Below are 25890 nucleotides of genomic sequence, written 5' to 3'. Positions count from 1 at the left end.
CCCGTTCGGTGGAAGGGGTCCCGTTCCGGGTCAGACGGGCGGCGCCGGCGGCGCGTCGTCGGGCTCGTCGCCCTTCGGGTCCTGCGACGGCCTCGAGCTCTCGTCGCGCAGGAAGCGCTCGAACTCGTGCGCGATGGCCTCGCCGGACGCCTCGGGGCTCTCGACGGCGTCGCGCTGCTCCTCGAGCTTGCCGATGTAGGCGCGCATGTCGTCGTCGCGCTCGGTGAGCTCGTCGATGCCGCGCTCCCACTCGCCCGACTGCTCGACGAGGTCGCCGAGCGGGATCGTGACGTCGACCATCTCGGAGAGACGGTCGACGAGCGCGATGACGGCCTTCGGCGCGGGCGCGTTGTGCACGTAGTGCGGCACGGACGCCCACAGCGACGCCGTGTGGATGCCCGCCTCCTGCGCGGCGAGCGACAGCACCGTCATGATGCCGGTCGGTCCCTCGTACTCGCTCTGCAGCACCCCGAGGCGCGACTGCAGCTCTCGGCTGTCGCTCGTGATCGACGTGGAGATCGGGCGGGTGTGGGGCACGTCGGCGAGCATGGCGCCGACGAAGACGATCGACTCGATCTCGCAGCCGCGCACGATCTCGAGGAACTCGGCCGCGTAGGCGGTCCAGTTGCGGCTCGGCTCCGCGCCGACGAGCGCGAAGAGCTCGCCCTCGTTGCCGCTCGAGACGTCGAGCCCGGCGTCCGCGGCGAGCGCCTTGCGTGCTGACGGGCGCGTCGGTGCGTAGGCGATCGTCGAGGGCCACTGCAGGGCGCGGGTGCCGTCCTCGAGCGTGCGCACCACCGGCCGGTGCATCGCGAAGTCGACGAACTCATCCGGCTCGATCTCGTCGAAGGGCTCGAGCGCGCACGCGTCGATCAGCCGGCGCACCGCGCCGCTCGCCGCATCGCCGGCGTCGGTCCAGCCCTCGAACGCGACCACCATGATGCGGCCCTCGATCGGTCCTCGTGCCACCCGCGACACCTCCTCCACGTCGAACGCCGAGTCTACGCGCGCGGTGGAGCTTAGAGCGGAGGCGCCTGCGCGCCTCCGCCGCGACCCCAGCGCCGGGGCCCGTCCCGGGCCCCGGGAACGCGGTGGAGCTGGGAGCCGGCGGCGCTCAGGGCGGCAGCGCTCTCGCTCACGACTAGGCTGTCGAGGTGATGACCCTGCCTGCCGCCGTGCTGTTCGACATGGACGGGACCCTCATCGATTCCGAGCCCGCGTGGATGGCGGCGGAGTCGCGCCTCGCCGCCGAGTTCGGCCTCGAGTGGACGCCGGAGGACGCTGCGGCGCTCGTCGGCGTCGACCTCTGGGACGGCGCCCGCTACTTCATCGCGCGCGGCGTGACGATGGACGCCGACGCGATCGTCGAGCGGCTCGTCGACGAGGTGATCGCCGACCTCGGCGACGCCCTCCCGGCCCGGCCCGGTGCGCTCGAGCTGCTGCGGCAGCTGCGCGAGGAGCGCGTGCCGGTGGCGCTCGTCACGATGTCGACGCGAGCGCTCGTCGACCGCGTCGAGGCGGCCTTCGCGGCGGCGCTCGGTGCGACGCCCTTCGACGTCACCGTCGCCGGCGACGAGTGCGAGCGCGGCAAGCCGCACCCGGAGCCGTACCTGCGCGGCGCGGCGCTGCTGGGCGTCGAGGCTGCGGATGCGGTGGCCGTCGAGGACTCCTTCACCGGCGTCGCGAGCGCGCTCGCCGCCGGCATCACCACCATCGGCGTGCCGCACGCCGTCGACGTCTCGCAGGTGCCGGGCGTCGTCCACTGGCCGACCCTGGCTGGGCGCACCCCCGCCGACCTCGCGGCCGCGATCAGAGAGGCCCGCGCATGATGGGCAGGACCGGCCCCTTCCAGTGGGGCGACGTGGTGCAGGTCACCGGCCCGAAGCAGCGGATGAACACCATCGTCCTCACCGAGGGCAAGCACCTCCACACGCAGCACGGCTCCGTGCCGCACGACGACTTCGTCGGCGCCGACGACGGCTCGCTCGTGCAGGTGGGGGAGGCGCCGCACCTCGCGATCCGGCCGCTGCTGCACGACTACGTCATGTCGATGCCGCGCGGCGCCGCCATCATCTACCCCAAGGACGCGGCGCACATCGTCGGCTTCGCCGACATCCACCCCGACCTGACCGTCGTCGAGGCGGGGGTCGGCTCCGGCGCGCTGTCGCTGTTCCTGCTGCGGGCGCTGCACGGCACCGGAAGGCTCGTCTCGTTCGAGCGCCGCGAGGAGTTCCGCGCCGTCGCCGAGTCGAACGTCACCGGCTTCTTCGGCGAGCGGCCCGCCAACTGGCAGACCGTGCTGGGCGACCTGGAGGACGAGCTGCCCGCGCACGTCGCCGACGGCGAGGCCGACCGCGTGCTGCTCGACATGCTCGCGCCCTGGGACTGCGTCGACGCGACCGCCCGCGCCCTCCGGCCCGGCGGACTCGTGCTCTGCTACGTCGCGACCGTCACGCAGCTCTCCCGCACGGTCGAGGCGATCCGCGCCGACGGGCGCTTCACGGCGCCGAAGTCGTCGGAGACCCTCGTGCGTGGCTGGCACGTCGAGGGCCTGGCGGTGCGTCCCGACCACCGGATGGTCGCGCACACGGGCTTCCTCATGACGGCTCGGCGCGTGGCCGACGGCGTCGACCTGCCCTCCTTCCGCCGCCGCGCGGCGAAGGCCGACTTCGCCGACGCCGACGTCGAGGCGTGGACGCCCGGTGCGGTCGGCGACCGCACGCCGAGCGACAAGCGCGCGCGTCGCGCCGCCCGCGATGCGCGCATCCAGGCGGAGGCGATCACGAGCGGCGGACGCCCCGGCCAGGCCGGCGACGAGCCGCCCACCGGGCAGCCGCCGACGTCGGCGCAGGTAGACTGACCCGAGTCTCCCCGACCTCGAAAGGCATCGCCGTGCGCACACGCCCTCTCTCGATCGCCGCGCTGCTGGTCGCAGCAGCCGGCCTCACCGCGTGCCAGGCGCCCGCGGGCTCCATGGACGGGTGCACGCCGCTGCTGCAGCCCGGGGCCGCGACCGAGCAGGTGAGCGTCGAGTCCGGCGAGGGCGCCCCGGCCGTCGAGTTCGACATCCCGCTCGTGTCCGATGGCGACCAGGCGCAGGTGCTCGGCGGTGAGGGCGGCGAGCGCGCCGCCGAGGGCGACATCGTCGACGCCGACTACGTCGTCTTCTCGGGCAAGACCGGCAGCCTCATCTCGAGCTCGTACGAGGCATCCGATCAGGGCCAGCCGCCCGCGACGCCGCTGCGCCTCTCGGTCGGCGGCGAGTCGGTGCTCGCCGACGCCATCGCCTGCGGCGCGCCCGGCGCGAGCATCGTCGTGACGACCACGATCGCGAGCCTCTTCGGCCCGAACGCCTCGTCGCCCGAGCTCGACATCGCCCCCGCCGACACCGCCGTCGTCGTGCTCGGCGTGAGCGACGTGCACCCCGGTCGCGCAGAGGGCAGCGCCCGGCCCGGCCAGGAGGGCATGCCGGCGATCGCGCTCGCTCCCGACGGCCGCCCCGGCGTCACCTTCCCCGGCACGCCCGCGCCGGAGGGCCTCACCGTGATGGAGAGCATCCGCGGCACCGGCGAGGAGGTCGCCGAGGGCGACCGGCTGCTCGTGCACTACACCGGCATCGTCTGGGAGACCGAGGAGGTGTTCGACTCCTCGTGGGAGAAGGGCGCACCCGCCGTCTTCACGATCGACGACGAGAACCTCATCCCGGGCTTCGTGGATGCGGTCGTCGGCCAGCCGATCGGCAGCCAGGTCGTCGTCTCGATCCCGCAGGAGCTGGGCTACAACGACCCGGCCACGCGCCCCGCCTCGATCGGGGAGGGCGAGCACCTGCTGTTCGTCATCGACATCCTCGATCGGCTCGAGCCCGCCGCCGAGTGACCGCGCGCTGATGCCGAGGATCGAGGCCGAGGAGCGGCAGTTCTCGCTGCTGCTCGCGCTCGTCGACACGCGCGCGGGCGTCACCAAGCACGAGCTGTTCGAGCGGGTCGCCGGCTATCAGGACCAGCGCCCCGGTGACGCGCTCGAGCGCATGTTCGAGCGCGACAAGGATGCGCTGCGCGAGCTCGGCATCGTCATCGACGTCGTGCAGCCGCCCGGTGACGACAGCAACCACGACGCCCGCTACCGGGTGCTCGACGGTGTGCTCGGCGATCCGGCGGAGCTGCAGTTCGATGCGGACGAGCGCGAGCTGCTCGACCTCGCGCTGCGCGTGTGGCACGAGGGCGGCCTCACGGAGGAGGCGCAGCGCGCGGCGCTCAAGCTGCGCGCCGACCCCGAGTTCCGCGGCGGCCTGCCGCTCGAGCGCACCCCCGGCCGCACGGAGCCGGCCGCCGTGCTGCAGCCCCGACAGCGACCGCGCGAGAGCGCGTTCCAGGCGCTGAAGCGCGCCGCAGACCGCGGCCGCGAAGTGGTCTTCGACTACCTCAAGCCCGGCGAGCGCACCCCGCGCACCCGCACGGTGCAGCCGTGGGCGACCGTGCTGTTCCGCGGCAGGTGGATGCTCGTCGGCCACGACCTGGGCGCGGAAGACACGCGCACCTTCCTCATGCAGCGCATCGTCTCGCCGGTGCGGGACCGCGCGCCGAAGCGCCCCTTCCACGCGCCCGCCGACGCGGCGTCCGCGGCTCTCGCCAAGCTCGAGGAGATCTGGCGCACCGCGACGGTCGGGGTGCAGGCGGTGCCCGGCAGCGACGCGGACATCCGCTTGCGCCACCGGCCCGGCACGGTGGAGGAGGACGGGCTGCTCGTCATCCACCACGCAGACCGCCACCTGCTCGCCGACGAGCTCGCGGGCTTCGGCGCCGACATCGCCGTCGTCTGGCCCGAGGAGCAGCGCGAGCTCGTCCGTCAGCGCCTCGAGCGCATCCGCGACCTGCACGTCGACCGGATTGCCGCGTGAACCCCCGCGTCGAGCGCGGCCTCGGGCTGCTGCTGTCGCTCATCCAGTACGTCACCGCAGCGGGCTCCGTCACCGTGCAGGAGGCCGCGACCCACTTCGGCGTGGACGAGGAGCGCATCCGTGAGGCCGTGCAGCGCGTCTTCATGGCCGGCGTGCCCGACGGCGCGGGCGACTTCGTGCGCTTCGACATCGACTTCGACGCCTTCGAGGAGAGCGACGTCATCTCGGTCACGATGCGGCCCGCCTTCGAGGACGAGACCGTGCGGCTGTCGCCGCGCGAGGCGAGCGCCCTCATCGCGGGCCTGACGCTCGTCGCCGGCTACACCGACGCCGCACCCGAGCGCGTCGACGCCCTGCGCGAGAAGCTGCGGCGAGCCGCCTCGACCGGGGCCGACACCGTTGCCGTCGACGCGCTCGCCGTGCCCCGCACCGCGCAGATCGTCCGCGACGCGATCCGCGGCCGCCGCGTGCTCGCGGTCGACTACCGCAAGCCGGGGGAGGGCACGACGCACCGGCGCGTCGCCCCCGTGCGGCTCGAGCTGCGCGAGGGACAGGTCTTCGTCGAGGGCGTCGACCTCGACCGGCAGGGGATGCGCACATTCCGGCTCGACCGCATCGAGGCCATCGAGCCGGTCGACGACGCGTGGCCCGAGCAGCTGCCCCCTCACGAGCGCGTCGTCGCCGGCACCGCGCAGGTGGTCGCGACGCGCGCCGCCGCCGCGATGCTCGCCGACTACGCGACGACCGAGCCCGTCTCGGTCGACGGCGAGCGGGTGCGGATCGACATCGAGGTGTGGAGCGAGGCGAGCGTGCTGCGCGCCGTCGCCGCGTGCGGCGGTGACGCCGAGATCGTCGCGCCGGAGAGCTTGCGCCGGGCCATGCACCGCTTCGCGGTCGATGCGCTCGGCGACGGCGAGGCCGTCATCGACGGCGACCGCTAGACTGGACACGACGGAAGGGGACGCCATGCCTTGGGGGAACGCGTTCAACGGCTGGCACCTGCTGATCATCCTGATCGTGGTGCTGCTCGTGTGGGGCTCCACGAAGCTGCCCGCGCTGGCCGAGAGCCTCGGCAAGTCGGCGAAGATCCTGAAGAAGGAGCTGCGCTCCGACGACGAGCCGAAGGGCGGCACCGGCGACCGCTCGACGTCTGAGACGGGCAGCGACTCGACCACCGACCAGCGCTAGCGGATGGCGCGGCCACGGGCCCGCGGCACCCGCAACCCTGAGGGCCGCATGCGACTGGGCGAGCACCTCGTCGAGCTGCGGCGCCGCCTCATCATCTCCGCTGCGGCCATCCTCGTCTGCACCATCGGCAGCTTCTTCGCGGTCGACTGGCTGCTCGAGGTGCTGCAGCGGCCGCTCACCGAGCTCGCGGAGCAGGGCAGGGTCACCGACCTCGTCTACTCGACCGTCACCCAGGCGTTCGACCTCAAGCTGCGCATCGCCATCACCATGGGCGTCATCGTCGCGAGCCCCTTCTGGCTGTACCAGCTCATCCGATTCTTCCTGCCCGGGCTGCGCACGAACGAGCGCAAGTACGTCTTCGGCTTCCTCGCCGCCGCGCTGCCGCTGTTCCTCGCCGGCTGCGCCGCCGGCTGGTTCGTCTTCCCGCACATCGTGCAGCTGCTCGTGCAGATCGCCCCGGGCGGCACCCTGACGTACCTCGACGCCACCCCGTACTACGACTTCGCCTTCAAGCTGCTGCTCGCCGTCGGCATCGGCTTCGTGCTGCCCGTCTTCCTCGTGGTGCTCAACTTCGCCGGCGTCATCACGGGCAAGGGCATCCTGCGGGCCTGGCGCTGGGCGGTCATCGGGATCACCTTCTTCACCGCCATGGCGACGCCCGCCGCCGACGTCATGAGCATGTTCCTGCTCGCCATCCCGATGCTCGCGCTCTACTTCGGCGCCGCCGGCATCGCCATCTGGCACGACCGCAGGGTCGCGAAGCGCGAGGCTGCGAAGGTGGACGCATGAGCATCGCGACCGACGCCTTCGCCCGTGCGATGCCGTTCGGCCTCGACCCGTTCCAGCGGGAGGCGTGCGAGGCGATCGAGGCGGGGTCGAGCGTGCTCGTCGCCGCGCCCACCGGCGCCGGCAAGACCGTCGTGGCCGAGTTCGCGATCCACCTCACCATGGAGGCGCCCACCGGCCGGGTCTTCTACACGACGCCCATGAAGGCGCTCTCGAACCAGAAGCACCGCGAGCTCACCGAGGTCTACGGCGCGGCATCCGTCGGTCTCCTCACCGGCGACACCTCGATCAACGGCGACGCCCGGATCGTCGTCATGACCACCGAGGTGCTGCGCAACATGCTCTATGAGGGCCGAGACCTCTCGGCGCTCGAGTACGTCGTGATGGACGAGGTCCACTACCTCGCCGACCGCTTCCGCGGCCCGGTGTGGGAGGAGGTCATCATCCACCTCCCGCGCCATGTGCGGCTCGTGTCGCTCTCGGCCACCGTCTCGAACGCCGAGGAGTTCGGCGCCTGGCTCGACGCGGTGCGCGGCGACACCAGCGTGATCGTGAGCGAGCACCGGCCCGTGCCGCTCGACGCGCACGTGCTCATCCGCGGCCGGCTCGTCGACCTCTTCGACTCGAAGGCGGCGGAGGAGTCGCACAAGCCCGGCCGAGAGCTCGTCGAGCTGGCCCGCGGCAGCGACATCTCGGACTCGGCGGCGCACGGCCACCGCGACCGCGGCGGCCACAACCGGTACCGGTCGAGGCGCCCGCCGCGAAGCGGGCACCGGCCCGTGCAGGGGCGCGGCGGCTTCGGCAACCGGGTCGATCGAGTGCAGCTCATCGCGATGCTCGACGAGCGCGAGATGCTGCCGGCGATCGACTTCATCTTCTCGAGGGCCGGCTGCGACGCGGCCGTGCAGCAGGTCGTGCAGGGCGGGGTGCGCCTCACGACCCCGGAGGACCGCGCCGAGATCCGCGCGATCGTCGACGAGCGGTGCCGCCTGCTCGACGACGCCGACCTGGGTGTGCTCGGCTACTTCGACTGGCTCGACGGGCTCGAGCGGGGCGTCGCCGCACACCACGCGGGACTCCTGCCGGTGTTCAAGGAGGTCGTCGAGGAGCTCTTCCGCGCTCGGCTCGTGAAGGTCGTGTTCGCGACCGAGACGCTCGCGCTCGGCATCAACATGCCGGCGCGCACCGTCGTGCTCGAGCAGCTCGAGAAGTTCAACGGCGAGGCGCGCGTGCGCATCACGCCGGGGGAGTACACGCAGCTCACCGGTCGCGCGGGCCGTCGCGGCATCGACACCGAGGGGCACGGGGTCGTCATCTGGAACGGCAACCTGCAGCCGGTCGAGGTCGCGTCGCTCGCCTCCCGACGCACGTATCCGCTGCACTCGAGCTTCCGGCCGACGTACAACATGGCCGTGAACCTCGTCGACCGGCTCGGGGTCGTCGGCACGCGCGAGGTGCTCGAGACCTCGTTCGCGCAGTTCCAGGCCGACCGCTCGGTCGTGCAGCTGGCGCGCCGGGTCGTCGACCAGCGCGCGAGCCTCGCCGGCTACGAGTCGTCGATGACGTGCCACCTCGGTGACTTCTCGGAGTACGCGGCGCTCCGGCGCGAGCTGACCGACCTCGAGCGCGAGGATCAGCGGCAGGGGCTCAGCCACGGCGAGCACGAGCGGCTGCAGCGCGAGCTGAAGCGCGTGCGCACTCGGATGCGCGCGCATCCGTGCCACGCGTGCCCCGACCGCGAGCAGCACGCCCGCTGGGGCGAGCGCTACTGGCGGCTGCGCCGCGACATCGAGAAGGTCGAGCGGCAGATCGACCGGCGCACCGGCCAGATCGCTGAGCGCTTCGACCGCATCACCGAGATCCTGCGCGAACTGGGCTACCTCGAGCAGCACGAGCACGGCGAGCGGGTCTCCGGCGCCGGCGAGGTGCTGCGCCGCATCTACGGCGAGCGCGACCTGCTCACGGCCGAGAGCCTCCGCCAGGGCCTGTGGAACACCCTCGACGCGCCCGCGCTGGCCGCGATCGCGTGCGCGCTCGTCTACGAGGGCAGGCGCGACGACGGCATGCTGCCGGAGCGGATGCTGCCGAAGGGCCCGTTCCTCGACGCCCTCGACGCCACGCAGCGGCTGTGGTCGCGGCTCGACGACCTCGAGCAGGAGCATCGGCTGCCCGGCTCCTTGCCGCTGCAGACGGGACTGACGCTCGCGATGCACCAGTGGGCCCGCGGCTACCCGCTCGACGGCGTGCTGCGCGGCACCGAGCTGGCGGCCGGCGACTTCGTGCGCTGGACGAAGCAGACGATCGACGTGCTCGAGCAGATCGAGCAGGTCGCGCCGAAGCGGCTCTCGCGCACCGCGCGGGAAGCGGTCGACCGCATCCGCCGCGGCGTCGTCGAGGCATCGGGGTCGGCGCTGTGATGGAGACGGCACGGTGATGGCCGCGACCGCTCGCACCGGCACGCCGCCGAGGCTCCGCGCCCGGCAGCCGCTGCCGCTCGCCTACGCCTGGGCGGCGGCGATCCTCGGCGGCGCGATCCTGCCGTTCGCGTTCCAGCCATTCGACTGGTGGTTCCTGGTCGTGCCGGCCGTCGCGCTCGCCATGGCCGCGCTGCGCGGACGCTCGCTCCCCGCCGCATTCTGGCTCGGCTTCGCGACCGGCGGCATCTTCTTCCTCCTGCACATCCAGTGGATCACCGTCTACCTCGGGCCCGTGCCGCTCGTCGCGCTCACGGCCTGGATGGCCGTGTGGTGGGGGCTGGGCGGCATGGCGCTCGCGCTCGCGTGGCGCTGGGGCGAGCCGCGGATGCAGGGGGCGCTCGGCGCGTTCCTCGGCATGCCCGCGCTGCTCGGCGGCGTCTGGACGCTGCGAGAGTCGCTGTCGTCGAGCGTGCCGTGGGGAGGCTTCGCCTGGGGCCGGCTCGCGCACACGCAGGCGTCGAGCCCGCTCGCCGACACGACGAGCTGGGTCGGGTTCGCGGGGCTGACCTTCCTGCTCGCCGCGCTCTCGGCGCTGCTCGTGCAGCTGCTACTCCAGCACCGCACCATCGTGCGCCGCCGCCTGACGATCGCGGCGGCCGCGCTCATCGCCGTCGTCGCCATCCCGGCGTTCCCGGTCGAGACGACCGGCACCATCCGCGTCGGTGCCGTGCAGGGCGCGAGCGAGGCGGGCCTGCTCGCCCCGTACACGCGCGGCGAGATCCTGCAGGAGCATGTCGACGCGACGCGCCTGCTCGCCGGTGAGGAGCTCGACCTGCTGGTCTGGCCCGAGAATGCCGCCGAGTTCCACGCCGACGAGGACCCGGCGACGATCGCGACCCTCGACCGCGTGACGGCCGCGTTCGACGCGCCGCTCGTCGTCGGCACGGTCACGAGCGACGGCGACGACACCTACAACGCCCTGCTGCAGGTCGAGCCGGGAAAGGGCGCGGTCGCCGAGTACCGCAAGCGGCACCCCGTGCCGTTCGCCGAGTACCTGCCGGAGCGCTGGCTGTTCGAGCCGATCCTCGACGCTCTCGGGTTCCTCGAGCTCATCCCTCGCGACTTCTCCGTCGACCCCACGAGCCCCAACGCGTTCGACGTCGCCGGCACGGTCGCGGGCGTCGCCATCTGCTTCGACATCATCGACGACCAGCTGGCGCGCGAGATGGTCGCGACGCACGGCGCCGAGATCATCCTCGCCCCCACGAACAACGCCGACTTCGGCCGCGGCTCCGCCGAGAACGTGCAGCAGCTGGCGATCGCCCAGCTGCGGGCGGTCGAGGCCGGCCGCGCGGTCGTGAACATTTCCACCGTCGGCACGAGCGCGATGATCGCGCCCGACGGCACCATGCTCGACCGGCTGCCGCAGTACGAGCCGGGCGCGATGCTCGAGGAGCTGCCGCTGTCGACCACCGTGACTCCGGGCATCCGTCTGGGAGCATGGGTCGACGCGGCGCTGTGCATCGGCGCCGCGCTCGCGCTGGCCGGCCTCGGATTCGCGGCCCGCGCGACCCGGCACGACGATCGAAGGAGAGCGGATGCCTGACGTGATGATCGTCGTCCCCACGTACAACGAGGTCGAGGGGCTCGAGCGCACCGTGGGCAGACTCCGCCAGTCGGTGCCGCACGCGGAGCTGGTGATCATCGACGACGGTAGCCCTGACGGCACGGGTCAGCTCGCCGACCGGCTCTCGAAGGCCGACGTCGGCACGCTGGTCATCCACCGCACCGAGCGCGGCTACCGCTCGGCGGTCATCGAGGGGATGCGCTTCGCCATGTCGCGCGGTGCCACGAAGGTGGTCGTCACGGACGCCGACGGCTCCTACGACGCGGACGGCCTGCCGGAGCTGCTCGCGGTCTCCGCGAGCGGGGTGGACCTGGTGATCGGCTCGCGCTTCGTCGAGGGGAGCGACGTGCGCAACATGAGCCGACGCCGGCACCTGACGTCGCGGCTCGGCAACGCCTACGCGCGGGGCCTGCTCGCGACGGGCGTGCAGGACCTGACGAGCTCGCTGCGCGTGTACCGCACCCGCGTCCTCGAGCAGATCGACCTCGACGCGATCCAGGTGGACGCGTACGCGTTCCAGATCGCCATGGCGGTGCGCGTCGCGCAGGCGGGCGGCACGATCGCGGAGGTGCCGATCGGTTTCATCGAGCGCGCGGTCGGCGCCTCGAAGATGCGCCTCGCGGAGGAGCTCCGGGCGCTCTCGGCCGTCACGAAGTGGTCGCTCTCGGGCGTGCGCGCGCTGCCGAAGGCGCCGCGCTGACGCTTCCCCGTTGATCGAGCAGCACGGCCCCTTACCGGTGATCGAGCAGCACGGCCGAAGGCCGCGCGTATCGAGATCCCAGCCGCCGGAACCGGAGAACGGCCCGGTCTCGATACGCGCGGGTCTCCGGCCCGAGCTACTCGACCAACGGAGTAGTGAGCAAGCCGCCGACACCGGAGAACAGTCCGGTCTCGATACGCGCGGGCCTCCGGCCCGAGCTACTCGACCAACGGGACGGGGATACGCGCGAGCCTCCGGGCCGAGCAGCTCGCTCCCTTCTCCCGCTGATCGAGTAGCACGGTCGAAGGCCGCGCGTATCGAGATCCCAGCCGCCGGAACCGGAGAACGGCCCGGTCTCGATACGCGCGGGCCTCCGGCCCGAGCTACTCGACCAACGGAGTAGTGGGCAAGCCGTCGACACCGAAGAACAGTCCGGTCTCGATACGCGCGGGCCTCCGGCCCGAGCTACTCGACCAACGGAGGGGGCGCGGGCCTCCGGGCCGAGCTGCTCGACCAACGGGACGGGGACACGCGGGGGCCCGCGGATCGCGGGTCAGAGCAGGGGGAGCGCCAGGTCGCAGCGGTCGGTCACGATGCCGTCGACGCCGAGCGCCAGCAGCTCGCGCATCTCTGCCTCGTCGTTGATGGTCCACACGTGCACCTCGACGCCGGCGCGCCGGTAGGCGGCGACGCTGCGCTCCGTGACGATCTGGACGCCCTTCGCGCGCCGCGGCACCTGCACCGCGACGACCGGCGCGAGGATGCTCCGCAGCCTGCCGTGCAGGCCGAGCCGCTGCGCGACGATCGCCTGCGCCATCATCGACCTCGACGCGCTCGTCGCCACCTCCGGCAGCAGCTCCTGGGCCTGGCGGCGCCGGCGCTCCGAGAACGAGGTGAGCAGCACGCGATCGACGGCCTTCGCCTCGACGACCGCGCGCACGGCAGGCACGACCGACGCATCCGACTTCAGGTCGAGGTTCCAGTGCGCGTCGGGCAGTGCCAGCAGCGCCTCGCGGAGGCCCGGCACCTGCTCGCCCTGCCCGAGGTCGATCTGCTGCAGGTCGCGCCAGAGCGTCCGCTCGATCACGACGTCGGTGCCGGCGACCCGGTCGAGGCTCGGGTCGTGCGCGAGCACGGCGACGCCGTCGGCTGTGGCGTGCACATCCGTCTCGAGGAACCTCGCACCGGCGTCGACCGCGGCGATGAACGCCATCATCGTGTTCTCCGGCGCGCCGAGGGCGAGCCCGCGATGCGCGAGCACCCTCGGCGACGCCGGGGTCAGATAGGGGCTCACGCCCGGGTGGCGCCGCCGTCGTCGGATGCGCCCGGCTGGCCGCCGAGGTCGGCGTCCGTGGCGGCGCGCCGGCCGGAGGCCGGGCGGGGAGCGTCCGCCGAGGCCTCCCTCGCCGTCTCGATGGCCTCGCTGTAGTCGGTGTCGGGCGTCTCGTCGGCGAGCGACGTCGACGACGAGACCGTGTCGGTGCGGCCCGCGTCCTGCGGGTCGATGCCGCTCGCCTGCAGCGTCTCCGCGATCGACGGCACCTCGACGTCGCTCACCGAGTCGGCCTGGAACGTCTCGTCGAGGATCGACGGCTCCGCGGCGTCGGTGCGCTTGCCCTTCGGCTTCGCGAACGGGAGGTCGGCGCGGCCCTCGAGGAAGCCGCGGCCGACGCTCTGCAGCGCCTCGGTGAGCTCGGACGGGATGATCCACAGCTTGTTCGCGTCGCCCTCGGCGAGCTTCGGCAGCGTCTGCAGGTACTGGTACGCGAGCAGCTTGTCGTCGGCGTCGCCCTCGTGGATGGCGGCGAAGACGCGCTCGATCGCCTCGGACTCACCCTTGGCGAGCAGCACCTGGGCCTCGGCGTCACCCTTGGCGCGCAGCACCTGGGCCTTCGCCTGGCCCTCGGCGCGCAGGATCTCGGACTGGCGCAGACCCTCCGCCTCGAGGATCTGCGACTGCTTCGAGCCCTCGGCGGTGAGGATCGCGGCGCGGCGGTCGCGCTCGGCGCGCATCTGCTTCTCCATCGAGTCCTGGATGGAGTGGGGCGGGTCGATCGCCTTCAGCTCGACGCGGCCGACCCGCAGACCCCACTTGCCGGTGGCCTGGTCGAGCACGTTGCGCAGCTGCCCGTTGATGGTGTCGCGGCTCGTGAGCGCCTCTTCGAGATTCATGCCGCCGACCACGTTGCGGAGCGTCGTGGTGGTGAGCTGCTCGACGGCCGACAGGTAGTCGGCGATCTCGTAGGTCGCGGCGCGCGCATCCGTCACCTGGAAGTAGACGACCGTGTCGATCGAGACGACGAGGTTGTCCTCGGTGATCACCGGCTGCGGCGGGAACGAGCGCACCTGCTCGCGCATGTCGACGTGGTACGAGACCCGGTCGATGAACGGCACGAGGAAGTTGAGGCCCGGCTGCAGCACCCGGTGGAAGCGGCCGAGCCGCTCGACCACGCCGGTGAAGCCCTGCCTGATGACCCGGATCGACCTGAAGAGCGTGACGAGCACGAACAGGACGACCAGGACCACGACGATGGTCAGGAACGCTCCGAGGATGAATCCTCCGTCGAACGGCATGGGTGCTCCTTGGGTTATCGCTGGGCGGGGACGACGACGGCCGTCGCCCCCTCGATGGCGGTGACGACGATGCGCTCGCCGACGTCGGGGTCGCGTGGCTGCACGGCGGGGGAGAGGCGGGCGGTCCACACGTCGCCGTTCGCGAGCGTGACCTCCCCGGCGCCGCGCTCGAACGAGCGCGTCACCTCGCCGCCCATCCCGAGCAGGGCCTCGATGCCCTGCTTGTTGACCTCGCCCGACTCCTGCAGCCGCTCCAGCAGCTTGGGGCGCACGAGGAACAGCAGCAGCAGCGCCGCGGCCGCCGCGATCAGGATCTGCACCCACCACGGCAGGCCGGTGATGCTCGAGACGAGGCCGACGGTCGACGCGAGGCCGATCATCAGGAACGTGAACTCGAGGGTGACCATCTCGACGATGAAGCACACGAGCGCAACGACGAGCCACACGACCCATGCGTACTGGACGAGATCCACGACCCCAGCATAGGGAGCGGATGTGGGAATGCAGACCGGCGCGCAGGCCCTCGGCTCCCGCGCTCCGGGAGGGGCGTAGCAGTAGGGTCGACGGGAACGAAGGAGCTCCCGTGACAGACCACGCCCCCGCCCCCCTCGAGCCAGGCTCGCTCACCGGCCGAACGGCCCTCGTCACCGGCTCGAGCCGCGGCATCGGCGCCGCGACCGTCGCGCTGCTGGCGGCCGCCGGGGCGGATGTCGTGGTCAACTACCGGGCGAAGGCGCCGAGGGCCGAGAAGGTCGTCGCCGCCGCGAAGGAGCAGGGCGTCGAGGCGATCGCCGTGCAGGCCGACCTCACCGACGGCGAGAGCGTCGCGGCCATGTTCGAGGCCGCGCGCGACCGCTTCGGCGGCGTCGACATCCTCGTCATGAACGCCTCCGGCGGCATGGAGAGCGGCATGGGGGAGGACTACGCCATGCGCCTCAACCGCGACGCCCAGGCGGCGCTGCTCGACGCAGCGCTGCCCGTGCTGCGCGACGGCGCGCGGGTCGTGTTCGTCACGAGCCACCAGGCGCACTTCATCCGCACCACGCCGACGATGCCCGAGTACGAGGCCGTCGCCCGCTCGAAGCGCGCCGGCGAGGACGCCCTGCGCGAGCGCATCCCCGCGCTGCGAGAGCGCGGCATCGAGCTGGTCGTCGTCTCGGGCGACATGATCGAGGGCACCATCACGGCGACGCTGCTCGAGCGCGCGAACCCGGGCGCGATCGCGAGCCGCCGCGAGGACGCCGGCAAGCTCTACAACGTCGAGGAGTTCGCGCGCGAGGTCGCGCTCGCCGCCGTCGAGCCCGTGCCGGCCGACAGCACCCGGCTCGTCGGCGACGTCACCGGCTTCGGCGACGCCGAGGGGACTCAGCGCTGATGCACGCCGAGGACATCGAGCGGCTCGTCGCGCTCTCGCGTCCCGCGGTGCATCCGAGCGGCGCGTGGGCGATCGTCGCCACCAGCCGACCGAGCCTGCGCGCGAACCGCAACGTCGGCCAGCTGTGGCGCGTCGACCTCCCTGACGGCACCCGCCGCCGGATCACCGGCGGCGTCGCCGACCGCGAGCCGCGGCTCACACCCGACGGCGCCACGGTGCTGTTCCTGCGCGCCGACGCGTCCGGCAAGGCGCAGGTGTGGGCGATGCGCACCGATGGCGGCGAGCCCGTGCAGGCCACCGCCGTCGACGGCGGCGTCGACGAGTTCGCCATCGCGCCCGACGGCGATCGGATCGCGTTCACGAGCAGCGTCGTCGAGCCCGGCCGCTACGGATCCGTCGAGGGCCTCGACGCCGCGCACGAGTCCCCGCGGCTCATCACCCGCAACCGGAACCTCGCCAACGGCACGGGCAGCCTCGTCGGTCGCCGCACCCACGTGTTCGTCGCCCCCATGCCCGAGCTCGACGCCGAGCCCTTCTACGAGCGCGCGCCGCACCCGCACGACACGCCGGCGACGAGCGACGACGCTCCGCGCGCCGCGGCCGCCACTCGGCTCAGCCACGGCGAGTTCGACCACAGCCGGCCGGTGTTCTCGAGCGACGGCCGACGCGTGCTGTGCATCACCGCCCGGCACGCCTCGCGCGACGACGACCTGCTGAACGCGGTCGTCGAGTTCGACGCCGACGTCGCCGACGGCGAGCCTCACATCATCCTCTCCTCGCGCGCCGGCCTCTCGGTCGGCGAGGTGCAGCCCACGCCCGACGGCGGCTTCGTGCTGCTCGCGCAGCGGATGGGGGAGTCTGGCCGCGACTTCGTGGCACGGAACACGCAGCTGTTCGTGCTCGAGCAGCCGGGCGCGCACCCCGAGGAGGTCACGCACGAGGCGACGTGCGACCTCGGCGAGGGCGGCAGCCACGCGACCGTCGTCGACGACGGCGTGCTCGTGCAGGAGCGGCGGCGCGGCCGGGTCCGCCTGCTGCTGGTCACCGGCGGCGGCACCAAGGAGCTCATCGGCGGCGAGCTCGAGGTGCTCGGGCACGGCGTCGGCGACGGCGTGACCGTCGCGACCGTCACGACGCCCACATCGGCGGGCGAGATCGCGGTGCTCGACGACCGCGGCGTCACCGTCGTGACCGACTTCGGCGCGCGGCTCGGCGAGACCGGGATCGTGCTGCCCACCGAGCACGACGTGCCCGCGCGCGACGGCGGCACCGTGCACGGCTGGGTCTTCGTGCCGGAAGGTCCCGGCCCGCACCCGGTGCTGCTCAACATCCATGGCGGCCCGTTCGCGCAGTTCGGCGTCGGCGTCTTCGACGAGGCGCAGGTCGCCGTCGCCGCCGGCTACGCCGTCGTGCAGTGCAACCCGCGCGGATCGGCCGGCTACGGCCGCGAGCACGGCCTCGCGATCCGCCAGGCGATGGGCACCGTCGACATGCACGACGTGCTGGACTTCCTCGACGGCGCGATCGCCGCGCACGCCGAGCTCGACGGCGCGCGCCTCGGCGTGATGGGCGGCTCCTACGGCGGCTACCTGACGGCGTGGACGATCGCGAACGACGACCGCTTCGCCGGCGCGATCGTCGAGCGCGGCTTCCTCGACCCCGAGTCGTTCGTCGGCACGAGCGACATCGGCTGGTTCTTCTCGGAGGAGTACACGGGCACCGACGCCGCTGCCGTGCGCAGGCAGAGCCCGATGGCGCGCGTGGGTGACGTGCGCACCCCGACGCTCGTGATCCACTCCGAGGAGGACTGGCGGTGCCCGCCCGAGCAGGCGCAGCGCTACTGGTCAGGGCTCAAGCGCAGCGGCGTCGAGACGGCGCTGCTGCTGTTCCCCGGTGAGAACCACGAGCTCACGCGGTCGGGGCAGCCCCGGCACCGCGTCGAGCGCTTCGAGCACGTGCTGGGCTGGTGGGCGAAGCACCTGCCGACGGCGCAGAACCACCTCTGACGGCGCGACGATGATCGGCGACAGCCCGCTCGTGCAGGTGGCGCAGCGCGCCGTCGACCTCGAGCGGGCCGTCGCCTTCTACGTCGACCTGCTCGACGTGCCGGTCGCCGCGACGTTCGACCCGCCGGGGCTCGCGTTCCTCGTGCTCGGCGACACGCGGCTGCTGCTCGAGCGCGGCGCCCCCTCGGCGCTGCTCTACTTCGCCGTCGACGACCTGGACGCGCGCGTCGAGCGACTGCGCGCATCCGGGGTCGCGATCGTCGCCGAGCCGCACACGATCTTCGGGCATGCGGATGCGACGCTCGGTCCCGCGGGCACGGAGGAGCGGATGGCGTTCCTCACAGACAGCGAGGGCAACACGGTGGCGCTCGTCGAGCACCGGCAGCACGGGGCACAGCCGGGCGCCTAGGTCATCGCCCCGCTCTCGGCGTCGACCGCCTTGAAGACGAGGTCGCGCGCGGTCGTGTCGATGAGGCCGAGGCGGTGCACGATCCGCGCGGCGTCGTCGTAGCTGCTGTGGAAGCGGATGCCCGCCGCCTCGAGCTGGTCGCGGGCCTCGCCGGTCACCGGCACGACCTCGTGGATGAGCACGGCCACCACGAAGTCGGGACCGCGCCGCAGCATCTCGGCACCCACCTGAGCATCGGCCTGCCCGCTGTCGCCGAGGAACATGAATCGGCACTCAGGGAACAGCTGGCGCTCGCGCTCGAAGTTCTGGAGCTTGCGCTCCTTGATCGACGCCTTCGTGAAGAGGTTGAGGAACGAGCCGCCGAGCACGGCGTGCGGCGGCAGCCCGAGTCCCGAGAGGCCGTTGCGCGTGTACTGCTCGATGAGGCCCTTCGGGCCCTCGGGCCGCGCGGTGACGAACGTGAGGTCGCCGGGCCGCGACGGCTCGGCGGAGCGTCCTGCGTCGAGCGCGATCAGCAGCTCGATGACGCCCGGGTAGACCTTGCCGCGCGGGTAGCGGTCGTCGTGCAGCATCGCCTTGACGGTGTCGTCGATGTCGCACAGGATGCGCAGGTCGTGGGAGGGTGCGGCCTCCGCCTCCTGGGCGATGTGGTCGAGCACCGCGAGCCGGTCCGCCTCCGTGAGGCGCTCGAAGACGACGTGCTCGAGGTCGTGGCGGTCGCCGGTCGCGTTGAGCAGGTACTTCATGTCGCGGAAGTCGGCGCCGGTGAGCGACACGAGCATCTCACGGATGCCCGTCGAGATGACCGGGTCGGGCGCGAGGCGGCGCAGCGCGTGCACCACTCGGGCGCGCATCGCCGGGCTCAGCTCGTCGACGCGCTCCTCGCACAGCAGCTTCACGAGCGCCCGGCGCTCGTCGCCGCGGAAGAGGCCGGTGATGCGGTTGCCGGCGATCGTCGCGACCGTGCGGTCGAGGTCGCTCTGTCCCAGCAGCGCTTCGAGCGAGCCCACGGGGGTCGCCCGCAGCTCGGCGAGGGATGGTGTGGGGTTCACAGGCTCGATCCTGGCATCCGGACGCTGAGAGCGGCGGCATCGATGCGCGCGTCGAGCCGCGCGACCCGCCCGACGGCGTCACCGTCGAGCTGCACCGGCAGCGGCGCGTCGACCGCTCCGAGCGTCACCCGCAGGGCGCGCCGATGCCGCAGGACGCCCTCCGCGCGCGCGATGCCCGCGCCCGCGGCCGCGATCCTGCCCCAGTGCGCGAGGTGGCGCGGGCTCACCGCGGCGACGTGCAGCAGTCCGTCGTCGAGTCGCGTGCCGGGCAGCACGTGGAGGCCCGCGGGGATGCGCGCGGCGTTGTGCACCAGCACGCTCCAGGCCCGCGTCGACTCGACCTGGCCGCCGTCGAAGCGACCGCGCACGGCGAAGCTGGGGTGACCGAGGCGCCGGGCGCCCGCGGCGAGGTAGGCGGGCCAGCCGACGCGTCGCTTCGCGCGCAGCGAGGACGCCTCGACGGCGAGCGCGTCGTTGCCGACGCCGACGACCACGAGGAAGGGCCGCTCGGCGTCGCGGCTGCCGTCGGCGCGCGTGAGCACGACCCGGCCGAGGTCGACCGCGGTGATCGCGCCGCCGACGGCGATGCGCGCGGCGGCGACGGGGTCGCGGAGCGGCAGGTCGAGGTTGCGGGCGAACAGGTTCGCGGTGCCTGCGGGCACGATGCCGAGCGGCACCCCGGTGCGCGCGACCGCGCCGGCGACCTCCCGCACCGTGCCGTCGCCGCCGACCGCGACCACGGCATCCGCACCCGCAGCGACCGCGTCCCGGGCCTGCCCCGCGCCGCCGTCGGTCTCGGTCGTCTGCACCACTCGGGCATCGATGCCCCGGCGAGCGGTCTCGCGGAGCACGGCGTCGACGGCGCGCTCGAACCCCCTGGCGGTCGGGTTGCCGATCACGACGAGCGTTGGCACCTGGTCAGGCTAGCGAGCGGGACGCGCCGGGCGGCGCGCCTCCTCGATCGCGAGCCGGACGCCGAGGAACGCCGCGAGCGACTCGAGCTCGGCGTCGACGGCCCGACGCTGGCGGGCGTCGGCGTCGACGTCCCAGTGGATGCGCGCGACCCGCAGCGTACCCACGTCGCGATCGGTGCGCGCATCGACCTTGCCGATGAGCCGGTCCCCGTCGAGGATGGGCAGCGCATGCACGCCCCAGCGCCGCTTCGCGGCGGGCGTGTACTGCTCGAGGGCGTACTCGAAGTCCCACAGCTCCGCCATGCGGCGGCGGTCGGCGATGAGCCGGTCGAGCGGCGACAGCAGCGCGACCCTGCCGCTGAAGTCGGCGGCGTCCGCACCGGGATCCAGCCGCCAGCTCCCGCGCATCCCCTCGATCCGCACCGGCTCACCGGTGTCGCCGAGGTGCGTGGCGCGCTCGATGCCGCTCGCCCGCAGCCATCGCTCGCGCCAAGTCGTCCACGCGGCTTCCACGTCGATCGGCTCGCCCGGTGGCAGGACGCGCTCCGCGAGGTCCCAGATGCGCGACTGCCCGACGCGCTCCGCCACGACCACCTCGCCGCGCACCTGCAGCAGCTCGAGCAGCATCGCCACGTCGCGGCCGGTGTTCCAGCCGCTCGAGCGGAACGGCGCGTCGGCGGTGTCGTCGATGTCGGACTGGGGGAGCGGACCATCGAGCCGCAGCTGCTCGAGCACGCGCTCGCGGAAGCCCGCGTTCGCCTGGAGCCAGGCGCGGCTGCCGTCGCCGATCGCCCCTGGCTCGCGGCCGATCGCCAGCAGCCACGGCAGGTCGCGCATCGCCCGCAGCCCGATCGCCCACGCCGGCATGGGGTGGCGGTGCGGGCCGAGGTGCTCGAAGAGCGACTGGTCCACCTCGACCGCACGGCGCACGTCGTCGGGCTCGAGCCCGGGGATGCGCGTGCGCGCGATGTGCTCCGCCGACGGGCAGACGATGTCGGTCGGGTTGAGCGGCAGCAGCGTCAGCTGGGCGACGACCTCGGCGATGTCGTCGGAGCCGTCGACGAGCGCGCGGTCGGCGTCGAGCAGCTGCGCACGCACGGCGATGCGGCGCGCGTCCTCGCGCGACAGGGCGCGGATGGGCTCCGGCATGGCGCCGATCGTAGGGGGCGGGGCCGACACGACGCCCGCCTCCCGGGCACTCGATGCGCGCCGCTCGGCGGGCGCTGGCCGGCGCCGGCCCGCTGCGGCATGATCGGCCCATGCTCGAGCAGCTGCGCATCGTGCCCGCCAACGAGGCGAGCGCCGATGACCTCGACGCCGTGTTCGGTGCCGAGGGCGCGGGTGCACGGTGCCGCTGCCAGCGCTACCGGCTCGCGCGCGGCGAGAGCTTCGGCGGCATGCCGCTCGAGGAGCGCATCGGACGGCAGCTGGAGCAGACGGCCGCGGGCGACCCCTACGCGCCGACGACGAGCGGCCTGGTCGCGTACCTCGACGGCGAGCCCGTCGGCTGGGCGGCCGTCGCGCCAAGGTCGGAGCACCACGGCCTCGTGCGGGTGTTCACGGTGCCGTGGCTCGGGCGCGACGAGGACCCGGCGGATGGCTCGGTGTGGGCGATCACGTGCCTGTTCGTGCGCGCCGGGCACCGCAAGCGGGGCATCAGCCGCGAGCTCGCGGCGGCGGCGGTGCGCTTCGCGATCGAGCGGGGTGCCCGCGCCGTCGAGGCGTACCCGATCGCGACCACCGCGGTCATCGCCGAGGAGCTGCACGTCGGCACCGTGCCGACCTTCGCGGCGGCCGGGCTCTCGGAGGTGTCGCGCCCCACGCGGCGCCGCGTCGTCATGCGGCGCGAGGCCGGCTGATCGCGCGACGCGTCGCGTCACGAACCCGGGCTGCCGGGTCGTCGGATGCCAGGATGAGCGCATGCCTGATCGCCCCACGCTGCGCCCCGAGACCGTCGCCGTCAGCGCCGGACGCCCGCCGCGCATCCCCGACGCGCCGATGAACGAGCCCGTCACGTTCGCGAGCGCGTTCGTCGCGGGTGGCCCCACCGAGTACGCGCGCTACGGCAACCCGAGCTGGACCGCGCTCGAGGACGCGCTCGGCGCGCTCGAGGGCGGCACGTGCTCGACGTTCGCGAGCGGCATGGCCGCCGTCAGCGCGGTGCTGAGCCTCGTGCCGCACGGCGGCACCGTGGTGGTGCCCCGGCACGCCTACCAGGGCACGCTCGCGCTGCTCGACACCGAGGCGGGCACCGGCCGGTTCGACGTGCGTCGCGTCGACATCGCCGACGCGGATGCGGTCGAGGCCGCGCTGCCCGGCGCGGCGATGGTGTGGCTCGAGTCGCCCACCAATCCGGCGCTCGAGATCGCCGACATCCCGCGGCTCGCCGCGACCGCCCGAGCCGCGGGGGTGCTGAGCGCCGTCGACAGCACGTTCGCATCGCCGCTCCTGCAGCGCCCGCTCGAGCTGGGCGCCGACATCGTCGTGCACTCGGCGACGAAGCTCATCGCCGGCCACAGCGACGTCGTGCTGGGCGCCGTCGTGACGGGCGAGGACGAGCTGACCGACCGCATCCGCTCGCACCGCAGCCTGCACGGCGCGATCCCAGGGCCGATGGAGGCCTTCCTCGCGCTGCGGGGCCTGCGCACCCTGTCGGTCCGGCTCGAGCGCGCCGAGGCGAACGCCCGCGAGCTCGCGCGTCGGCTCACGGATGCCCCGGGCGTGCTCGAGGTGCGCGATCCCGGGTTCGGGACGGTGCTGGGCATGGTGCTCGCGGATGCCGCCGCCGGCGACCGGGTCATGGATCGCGTGCGGCTGTGGATCCCCGCGACGAGCCTCGGCGGCGTGGAGTCCACGCTCGAGCGGCGACGGCGCTGGGCGACGGAGGCCCCGAGCATCCCGGAAGGGCTGATCCGACTCTCGGTCGGCATCGAGCACGTCGAGGACCTCGCCGACGACCTGCTGGCCGCGCTCGGGTGAGCGGGGGAGCGGTCAGCGAGCGCGCAGCGCCCTGACGGTCAGCACCGGGGCGCCGGTGTCGCTCCAGTGCGCCGGGGTCGCGGCGGTCGGCTCGTTCGCGCCCCGCACCGCTCGCTTCGCCGACTCGAGGTCCGCGTGCCTGCCGAGCGAGGCGCCGGTGCCGTCGACGGCCACGTAGTCGTCGAGGCTGCGCTCGACGAATCCGAGGTAGTGCACGCCGTCGGCGTCGCTGCGCGACGCGACCCAGAGGTCGACGCCCGGTGAGATCCAGGTGAGGGAGCCACGGAGCGTGCGATCGGAGGCCGTCGTGCCTTGCACCAGCGTCTGCGACATCGGTCCGCTCCTTCGCGATTCGGGGATCGTTAGTTCGACGATCGAAAGGTATCATCTTCGAGCAGTATGCTGGAACCACGGATTCGGCGAAGCTTCTCGAGGAGGTACGGCATGACCGAAGCGACAGCGGGGGCAGAGAGCTCGGGCTACTGGTACCCGGAGCACCGCGTGCCCTCGAGCGTCGACGTGCTGAACCTGCTGCGGCGATACCGCGCGGCGGAGGGTGCGATGCGCGCACGGACGCGCTCGTCGATGGGGATGGGGGAGACCGACCTGCTCGCGCTGCGGATGCTGCTCCAGGCGCAGCGCAGGGGAGAGGTCATGCGGCAGCGCGACCTCGGCGGCGTGCTCGGCCTCGCGTCGCCCTCGGTCACCGCTCTGGTCGACCGGCTCACGAAGAGCGGGCACGTGCGACGCGAGCCGCACCCGGACGACCGGCGGGCGACGATCGTCGTGCCGACCACCGACTCCGACGATGAGGTGCGGGCCACGCTCGGGGCGATGCATCGGCGCATGATCGACGTCATCGACGCGATGGACGAGCGCGAGCGCCTCGCCGTCGCCGGCTTCCTCGACCGCATGTCGGGTGCGATCGAGCAGGTCGACGAGCACGACCAGCAGGCCGCGCCCTTCCAGCGCTGACTGCTCGTAGGCTCGCAGGGTGAACTCCAGCATCCTCTCCGACGGCGCCGTCCTGCGCCCCGCGCACCCCGGTGACGAGCCCAGCATCATGGCGCTCATCCAGGCGCTCGCCCTCTACGAGCGTGAGCCCGACGCTGTCGAGAACACCGCCGAGATGCTCACGGCGACGCTCTTCGGGCCCGAGCCGCGCGTCTTCGCCCACGTCGTCGAGCGCGACGGCTCGATCGTCGGCATCGCGATCTGGTTCGTCACGTACTCGACCTGGACCGGCACGCACGGCATCTGGCTCGAGGACCTCGTCGTCGACGAGGCACAGCGCGGCCGCGGCTACGGGCGGGCACTGATGACCGCCCTCGCCGGGGTGTGCGTCGAGCGCGGCTACCGCCGGTTCGAGTGGACCGTGCTCGACTGGAACGAGCCGTCGATCGGCTTCTACCGCGCGATCGGCGCCGAGCCCCTCGCGGAGTGGACGACGCAGCGGCTGACGGGGCAGCGCCTCGAGGAGCTCGCGGAGGCCGTCACGCCGTCGGCGTGATCCCGTTCACGCCGAGGTCGTGCCACAGGTGCGCGAGCGTCGCGGCACCGGATCGCAGCACGTCGAGCGAGGCGCTCTCGTCGCTGTCGTGCCAGTTGTCCTCGACGAGGCCCGTGCCGAAGAACACCACGGGCACGCCGAGGCTGCGCGCGAGCAGCTCCGCCGGCCCGCCGCCGGCATTGCCCATCCTCCCGACCTCCGGCACGCCGAATCCCTTCGCCATCGAGCGCGCGAGCGCGTCGACCACCGGGTGCTCCGGGGTGCGGTACGGCTCCTGCGCGGTCTTCGCCTCGACGGACAGGCGGTGCCCGTAGCCCTCGCCGATGGCGTCCTCGAGCCAGCGTCGCAGCTGCTCGGCCACCGTCTCGACGTGCTGACCGGTCGTGATGCGGATGCTGAGGTCGGCAGAGGCCATGGAGGGCACGGCGGCGCGCGCGACGCCGACGGGGTCGCCGGCGGCGAGCGCGATGACCTCGAGCGCCGGCCGCTCCCAGAGCCGCTCGAAGACGCTGAAGCCCGCCTCGCCGTTGATGCTGCGCGTGTGGGATCGCTCGAGCCAGTCGTCCGCGTCGAACGGCAGCGCCGCGAGCTCCGCGCGGCGCTGGTCAGAGATCGGCTCGACGTCGTCGTAGAACCGCGGGAACGCGATCCTGCCGTCCGCGTCGTGGAGCAGTCCGAGCAGCCTGCCCAGCTCGATGGCGGGGTTCGGTGCGGTCCCGGAGACCGCGCCGCTGTGGATGTCGGTCAGCGGGCCGAGCACCTCGATGGTCGCGCCGACCATGCCACGGACGCTCGTGCACAGCGCCGGGTGATCCGCCCGCCACAGCAGCGTGTCGGAGAAGAGCACGACGTCGGCGTCGAGCCGAGCGCGCTGCTCGTCGAGCATCGCGGCGAGCCCGGGAGAGCCGGCCTCCTCCTCGCCCTCGACGATCACCTTGAGGTTGACCGCGGGCGCCGTCCTGCCGGTCGCGTGCAGGTGCGCGCGGAGCGCCCACAGGTGCGCGATCACCTGGCCCTTCGCGTCCGAGCTGCCCCTGCCGAACAGGCGTCCGTCGCGCACGACGGGCTCGAACGGCGCCGTCTCGTCCCAGTTCTCATCCTTGACGGCGCGCACATCATGGTGGCTGTAGACGATCACCGTCGGAGCGCCGGGCGCCGCGCACCACTCGGCGTACACCGCGGGGCCGGTCGGTCCGCTCCAGATCTCGGTGAGCGGGAAGCCGACATCGCGGAGCGCGCCCGCGAGCCAGAACGCGGACCTGCGGAGGTGATGCTCGCGCTCGGGCACGCCGGCGACGGACGGGATGCGCACCCACTCGGACAGCTGGTCGACGAGCGCCGCGTCGTGGGCGTCCAGGAACTCCCGGATGTCTTGCTCGGCCTGCTCCATCGACTGCTCCGCCCTGACGCATCCCGTGCGCATCGGCTGCAGCAGACGCGCGTACGGCGAACGCTA

The 25890-nt window shown here is 73.1% G+C and carries 25 protein-coding genes and 1 pseudogene; 17 read left to right on the top strand and 9 right to left on the bottom strand.

The features are described 5' to 3' along the window. Positions 1-30 precede the first annotated feature (30 nt). Positions 31-969, bottom strand: coding sequence for a PAC2 family protein (locus tag ACLQ21_RS02055; RefSeq protein ID WP_425660957.1), 939 nt, complete (start codon positions 967-969; stop codon positions 31-33). A 188-nt stretch (positions 970-1157) separates the two neighbouring features. Here ACLQ21_RS02055 and ACLQ21_RS02050 point away from each other — a divergent pair, with 188 nt between their 5' ends. Genes ACLQ21_RS02050 through ACLQ21_RS02005 form a run of 10 tightly spaced genes read left to right on the top strand, consistent with a single transcriptional unit; the run spans position 1158 to position 11615 of the window. Beyond that, the gene (locus tag ACLQ21_RS02050; RefSeq protein WP_425661403.1) at positions 1158-1829 is read left to right on the top strand and encodes an HAD family hydrolase; all 672 of its coding nucleotides are present in this window, start codon (positions 1158-1160) and stop codon (positions 1827-1829) included. After that, entirely contained in the window at positions 1826-2860 is a 1035-nt protein-coding gene (locus ACLQ21_RS02045; protein ID WP_425660955.1) for a tRNA (adenine-N1)-methyltransferase, read from the top strand. The genes ACLQ21_RS02050 and ACLQ21_RS02045 overlap by 4 nt, the downstream gene beginning before the upstream one ends. 32 nt (positions 2861-2892) lie before the next feature. Further along, positions 2893-3876, top strand: coding sequence for an FKBP-type peptidyl-prolyl cis-trans isomerase (locus tag ACLQ21_RS02040; RefSeq protein WP_425660953.1), 984 nt, complete (start codon positions 2893-2895; stop codon positions 3874-3876). Positions 3877-3886: 10 nt separating this feature from the next. Then, positions 3887-4897 carry a helix-turn-helix transcriptional regulator gene (locus tag ACLQ21_RS02035; RefSeq protein WP_425660951.1) on the top strand — a complete coding sequence of 337 codons (1011 nt, stop codon included), beginning with the start codon at positions 3887-3889 and terminating at the stop codon, positions 4895-4897. Further along, complete coding sequence (locus tag ACLQ21_RS02030; protein ID WP_425660949.1) at positions 4894-5838, top strand: helix-turn-helix transcriptional regulator; 945 nt, start codon at positions 4894-4896, stop codon at positions 5836-5838. Before ACLQ21_RS02035 ends, ACLQ21_RS02030 begins: the two co-directional genes overlap by 4 nt. Before the next feature lie 25 nt (positions 5839-5863). Continuing rightward, complete coding sequence (locus ACLQ21_RS02025; RefSeq protein WP_425660947.1) at positions 5864-6085, top strand: twin-arginine translocase TatA/TatE family subunit; 222 nt, start codon at positions 5864-5866, stop codon at positions 6083-6085. Positions 6086-6088: 3 nt separating this feature from the next. After that, positions 6089-6874: a twin-arginine translocase subunit TatC gene (gene tatC, locus ACLQ21_RS02020; protein WP_425660945.1), complete on the top strand. Its 786-nt coding sequence runs from the start codon at positions 6089-6091 to the stop codon at positions 6872-6874. Continuing rightward, positions 6871-9288: a DEAD/DEAH box helicase gene (locus ACLQ21_RS02015; protein ID WP_425660943.1), complete on the top strand. Its 2418-nt coding sequence runs from the start codon at positions 6871-6873 to the stop codon at positions 9286-9288. Before tatC ends, ACLQ21_RS02015 begins: the two co-directional genes overlap by 4 nt. Before the next feature lie 16 nt (positions 9289-9304). After that, entirely contained in the window at positions 9305-10894 is a 1590-nt protein-coding gene (lnt, locus tag ACLQ21_RS02010) for an apolipoprotein N-acyltransferase (RefSeq protein ID WP_425660941.1), read from the top strand. Then, the gene (locus ACLQ21_RS02005; RefSeq protein WP_425660939.1) at positions 10887-11615 is read left to right on the top strand and encodes a glycosyltransferase; all 729 of its coding nucleotides are present in this window, start codon (positions 10887-10889) and stop codon (positions 11613-11615) included. Before lnt ends, ACLQ21_RS02005 begins: the two co-directional genes overlap by 8 nt. A gap of 553 nt (positions 11616-12168) precedes the next feature. On the opposite strand, the gene ACLQ21_RS02000 is transcribed toward ACLQ21_RS02005, so the two are convergent. The 3 genes and pseudogenes from ACLQ21_RS02000 to ACLQ21_RS01990 form a co-directional block, all read right to left on the bottom strand. Beyond that, a complete protein-coding gene (locus ACLQ21_RS02000; protein ID WP_425660937.1) occupies positions 12169-12909 on the bottom strand; it encodes a glycerophosphodiester phosphodiesterase in 741 nt (246 codons plus the stop codon). A gap of 350 nt (positions 12910-13259) precedes the next feature. Continuing rightward, positions 13260-14189, bottom strand: a pseudogene (locus ACLQ21_RS01995) (SPFH domain-containing protein); the annotation flags it as partial. 14 nt (positions 14190-14203) lie between these two features. Next, positions 14204-14662: an NfeD family protein gene (locus ACLQ21_RS01990; RefSeq protein ID WP_425660935.1), complete on the bottom strand. Its 459-nt coding sequence runs from the start codon at positions 14660-14662 to the stop codon at positions 14204-14206. A gap of 110 nt (positions 14663-14772) precedes the next feature. Between ACLQ21_RS01990 and ACLQ21_RS01985 the strand changes: the two genes are divergently transcribed. From ACLQ21_RS01985 to ACLQ21_RS01975, 3 genes are read left to right on the top strand one after another with little or no spacing between them, the layout of a single operon-like run. Continuing rightward, a complete protein-coding gene (locus ACLQ21_RS01985; protein WP_425660933.1) occupies positions 14773-15564 on the top strand; it encodes an SDR family oxidoreductase in 792 nt (263 codons plus the stop codon). Continuing rightward, positions 15564-17570: a S9 family peptidase gene (locus tag ACLQ21_RS01980; RefSeq protein ID WP_425660931.1), complete on the top strand. Its 2007-nt coding sequence runs from the start codon at positions 15564-15566 to the stop codon at positions 17568-17570. The genes ACLQ21_RS01985 and ACLQ21_RS01980 overlap by 1 nt, the downstream gene beginning before the upstream one ends. A 10-nt stretch (positions 17571-17580) precedes the next feature. Further along, a complete protein-coding gene (locus ACLQ21_RS01975; protein WP_425660929.1) occupies positions 17581-17979 on the top strand; it encodes a VOC family protein in 399 nt (132 codons plus the stop codon). Here the strand turns inward: ACLQ21_RS01975 and ACLQ21_RS01970 are convergent. Genes ACLQ21_RS01970 through ACLQ21_RS01960 form a run of 3 tightly spaced genes read right to left on the bottom strand, consistent with a single transcriptional unit; the run spans position 17976 to position 21094 of the window. Continuing rightward, the gene (locus ACLQ21_RS01970) at positions 17976-19031 is read right to left on the bottom strand and encodes a phosphatase domain-containing protein (RefSeq protein WP_425660927.1); all 1056 of its coding nucleotides are present in this window, start codon (positions 19029-19031) and stop codon (positions 17976-17978) included. The two genes, ACLQ21_RS01975 and ACLQ21_RS01970, sit on opposite strands and share 4 nt — an antisense overlap. After that, a complete protein-coding gene (locus ACLQ21_RS01965; protein WP_425660925.1) occupies positions 19028-19945 on the bottom strand; it encodes a diacylglycerol/lipid kinase family protein in 918 nt (305 codons plus the stop codon). The genes ACLQ21_RS01970 and ACLQ21_RS01965 overlap by 4 nt, the downstream gene beginning before the upstream one ends. A gap of 9 nt (positions 19946-19954) precedes the next feature. Further along, positions 19955-21094 carry a DNA glycosylase AlkZ-like family protein gene (locus ACLQ21_RS01960; RefSeq protein WP_425660923.1) on the bottom strand — a complete coding sequence of 380 codons (1140 nt, stop codon included), beginning with the start codon at positions 21092-21094 and terminating at the stop codon, positions 19955-19957. A 110-nt stretch (positions 21095-21204) separates the two neighbouring features. On the opposite strand from ACLQ21_RS01960, the gene ACLQ21_RS01955 reads away from it, so the two are divergent. Continuing rightward, entirely contained in the window at positions 21205-21804 is a 600-nt protein-coding gene (locus tag ACLQ21_RS01955) for a GNAT family N-acetyltransferase (protein WP_425660921.1), read from the top strand. 61 nt (positions 21805-21865) lie between these two features. After that, entirely contained in the window at positions 21866-22924 is a 1059-nt protein-coding gene (locus tag ACLQ21_RS01950; RefSeq protein WP_425660919.1) for a trans-sulfuration enzyme family protein, read from the top strand. A gap of 12 nt (positions 22925-22936) precedes the next feature. Here the strand turns inward: ACLQ21_RS01950 and ACLQ21_RS01945 are convergent, their stop codons facing one another. After that, the gene (locus tag ACLQ21_RS01945; RefSeq protein WP_425660917.1) at positions 22937-23257 is read right to left on the bottom strand and encodes a hypothetical protein; all 321 of its coding nucleotides are present in this window, start codon (positions 23255-23257) and stop codon (positions 22937-22939) included. 111 nt (positions 23258-23368) lie between these two features. Between ACLQ21_RS01945 and ACLQ21_RS01940 the strand changes: the two genes are divergently transcribed. Beyond that, positions 23369-23899, top strand: coding sequence for a MarR family winged helix-turn-helix transcriptional regulator (locus ACLQ21_RS01940; RefSeq protein ID WP_425660915.1), 531 nt, complete (start codon positions 23369-23371; stop codon positions 23897-23899). Positions 23900-23987: 88 nt separating this feature from the next. Further along, entirely contained in the window at positions 23988-24434 is a 447-nt protein-coding gene (locus tag ACLQ21_RS01935) for a GNAT family N-acetyltransferase (protein ID WP_425661401.1), read from the top strand. Here the strand turns inward: ACLQ21_RS01935 and ACLQ21_RS01930 are convergent. Further along, entirely contained in the window at positions 24418-25824 is a 1407-nt protein-coding gene (locus ACLQ21_RS01930; protein ID WP_425660913.1) for a M20/M25/M40 family metallo-hydrolase, read from the bottom strand. The two genes, ACLQ21_RS01935 and ACLQ21_RS01930, sit on opposite strands and share 17 nt — an antisense overlap. Positions 25825-25890 lie beyond the last annotated feature (66 nt).

Origin of the sequence: Agrococcus sp. DT81.2, assembly GCF_049844935.1 — a bacterium.
Taxonomy (GTDB): domain Bacteria; phylum Actinomycetota; class Actinomycetes; order Actinomycetales; family Microbacteriaceae; genus Agrococcus.
This window is presented reverse-complemented; position numbering and strand designations above follow the sequence as displayed.

Excerpts from the sequence above, each read along its gene's own strand:
- ACLQ21_RS02050 (WP_425661403.1), top strand. The coding sequence starts at position 1,158 with ATGACCCTGCCTGCCGCCGTGCTGTTCGACATGGACGGGACCCTCATC.
- ACLQ21_RS02045 (WP_425660955.1), top strand. The coding sequence starts at position 1,826 with ATGATGGGCAGGACCGGCCCCTTCCAGTGGGGCGACGTGGTGCAGGTC.
- ACLQ21_RS02035 (WP_425660951.1), top strand. The coding sequence starts at position 3,887 with ATGCCGAGGATCGAGGCCGAGGAGCGGCAGTTCTCGCTGCTGCTCGCG.
- ACLQ21_RS02025 (WP_425660947.1), top strand. The coding sequence starts at position 5,864 with ATGCCTTGGGGGAACGCGTTCAACGGCTGGCACCTGCTGATCATCCTG.
- tatC (WP_425660945.1), top strand. The coding sequence starts at position 6,089 with ATGGCGCGGCCACGGGCCCGCGGCACCCGCAACCCTGAGGGCCGCATG.
- ACLQ21_RS02015 (WP_425660943.1), top strand. The coding sequence starts at position 6,871 with ATGAGCATCGCGACCGACGCCTTCGCCCGTGCGATGCCGTTCGGCCTC.
- lnt (WP_425660941.1), top strand. The coding sequence starts at position 9,305 with ATGGCCGCGACCGCTCGCACCGGCACGCCGCCGAGGCTCCGCGCCCGG.
- ACLQ21_RS02005 (WP_425660939.1), top strand. The coding sequence starts at position 10,887 with ATGCCTGACGTGATGATCGTCGTCCCCACGTACAACGAGGTCGAGGGG.
- ACLQ21_RS01980 (WP_425660931.1), top strand. The coding sequence starts at position 15,564 with ATGCACGCCGAGGACATCGAGCGGCTCGTCGCGCTCTCGCGTCCCGCG.
- ACLQ21_RS01975 (WP_425660929.1), top strand. The coding sequence starts at position 17,581 with ATGATCGGCGACAGCCCGCTCGTGCAGGTGGCGCAGCGCGCCGTCGAC.
- ACLQ21_RS01960 (WP_425660923.1), bottom strand. The coding sequence starts at position 21,094 with ATGCCGGAGCCCATCCGCGCCCTGTCGCGCGAGGACGCGCGCCGCATC.
- ACLQ21_RS01955 (WP_425660921.1), top strand. The coding sequence starts at position 21,205 with ATGCTCGAGCAGCTGCGCATCGTGCCCGCCAACGAGGCGAGCGCCGAT.
- ACLQ21_RS01950 (WP_425660919.1), top strand. The coding sequence starts at position 21,866 with ATGCCTGATCGCCCCACGCTGCGCCCCGAGACCGTCGCCGTCAGCGCC.
- ACLQ21_RS01945 (WP_425660917.1), bottom strand. The coding sequence starts at position 23,257 with ATGTCGCAGACGCTGGTGCAAGGCACGACGGCCTCCGATCGCACGCTC.
- ACLQ21_RS01940 (WP_425660915.1), top strand. The coding sequence starts at position 23,369 with ATGACCGAAGCGACAGCGGGGGCAGAGAGCTCGGGCTACTGGTACCCG.
- ACLQ21_RS01935 (WP_425661401.1), top strand. The coding sequence starts at position 23,988 with ATGGCGCTCATCCAGGCGCTCGCCCTCTACGAGCGTGAGCCCGACGCT.
- ACLQ21_RS01930 (WP_425660913.1), bottom strand. The coding sequence starts at position 25,824 with ATGGAGCAGGCCGAGCAAGACATCCGGGAGTTCCTGGACGCCCACGAC.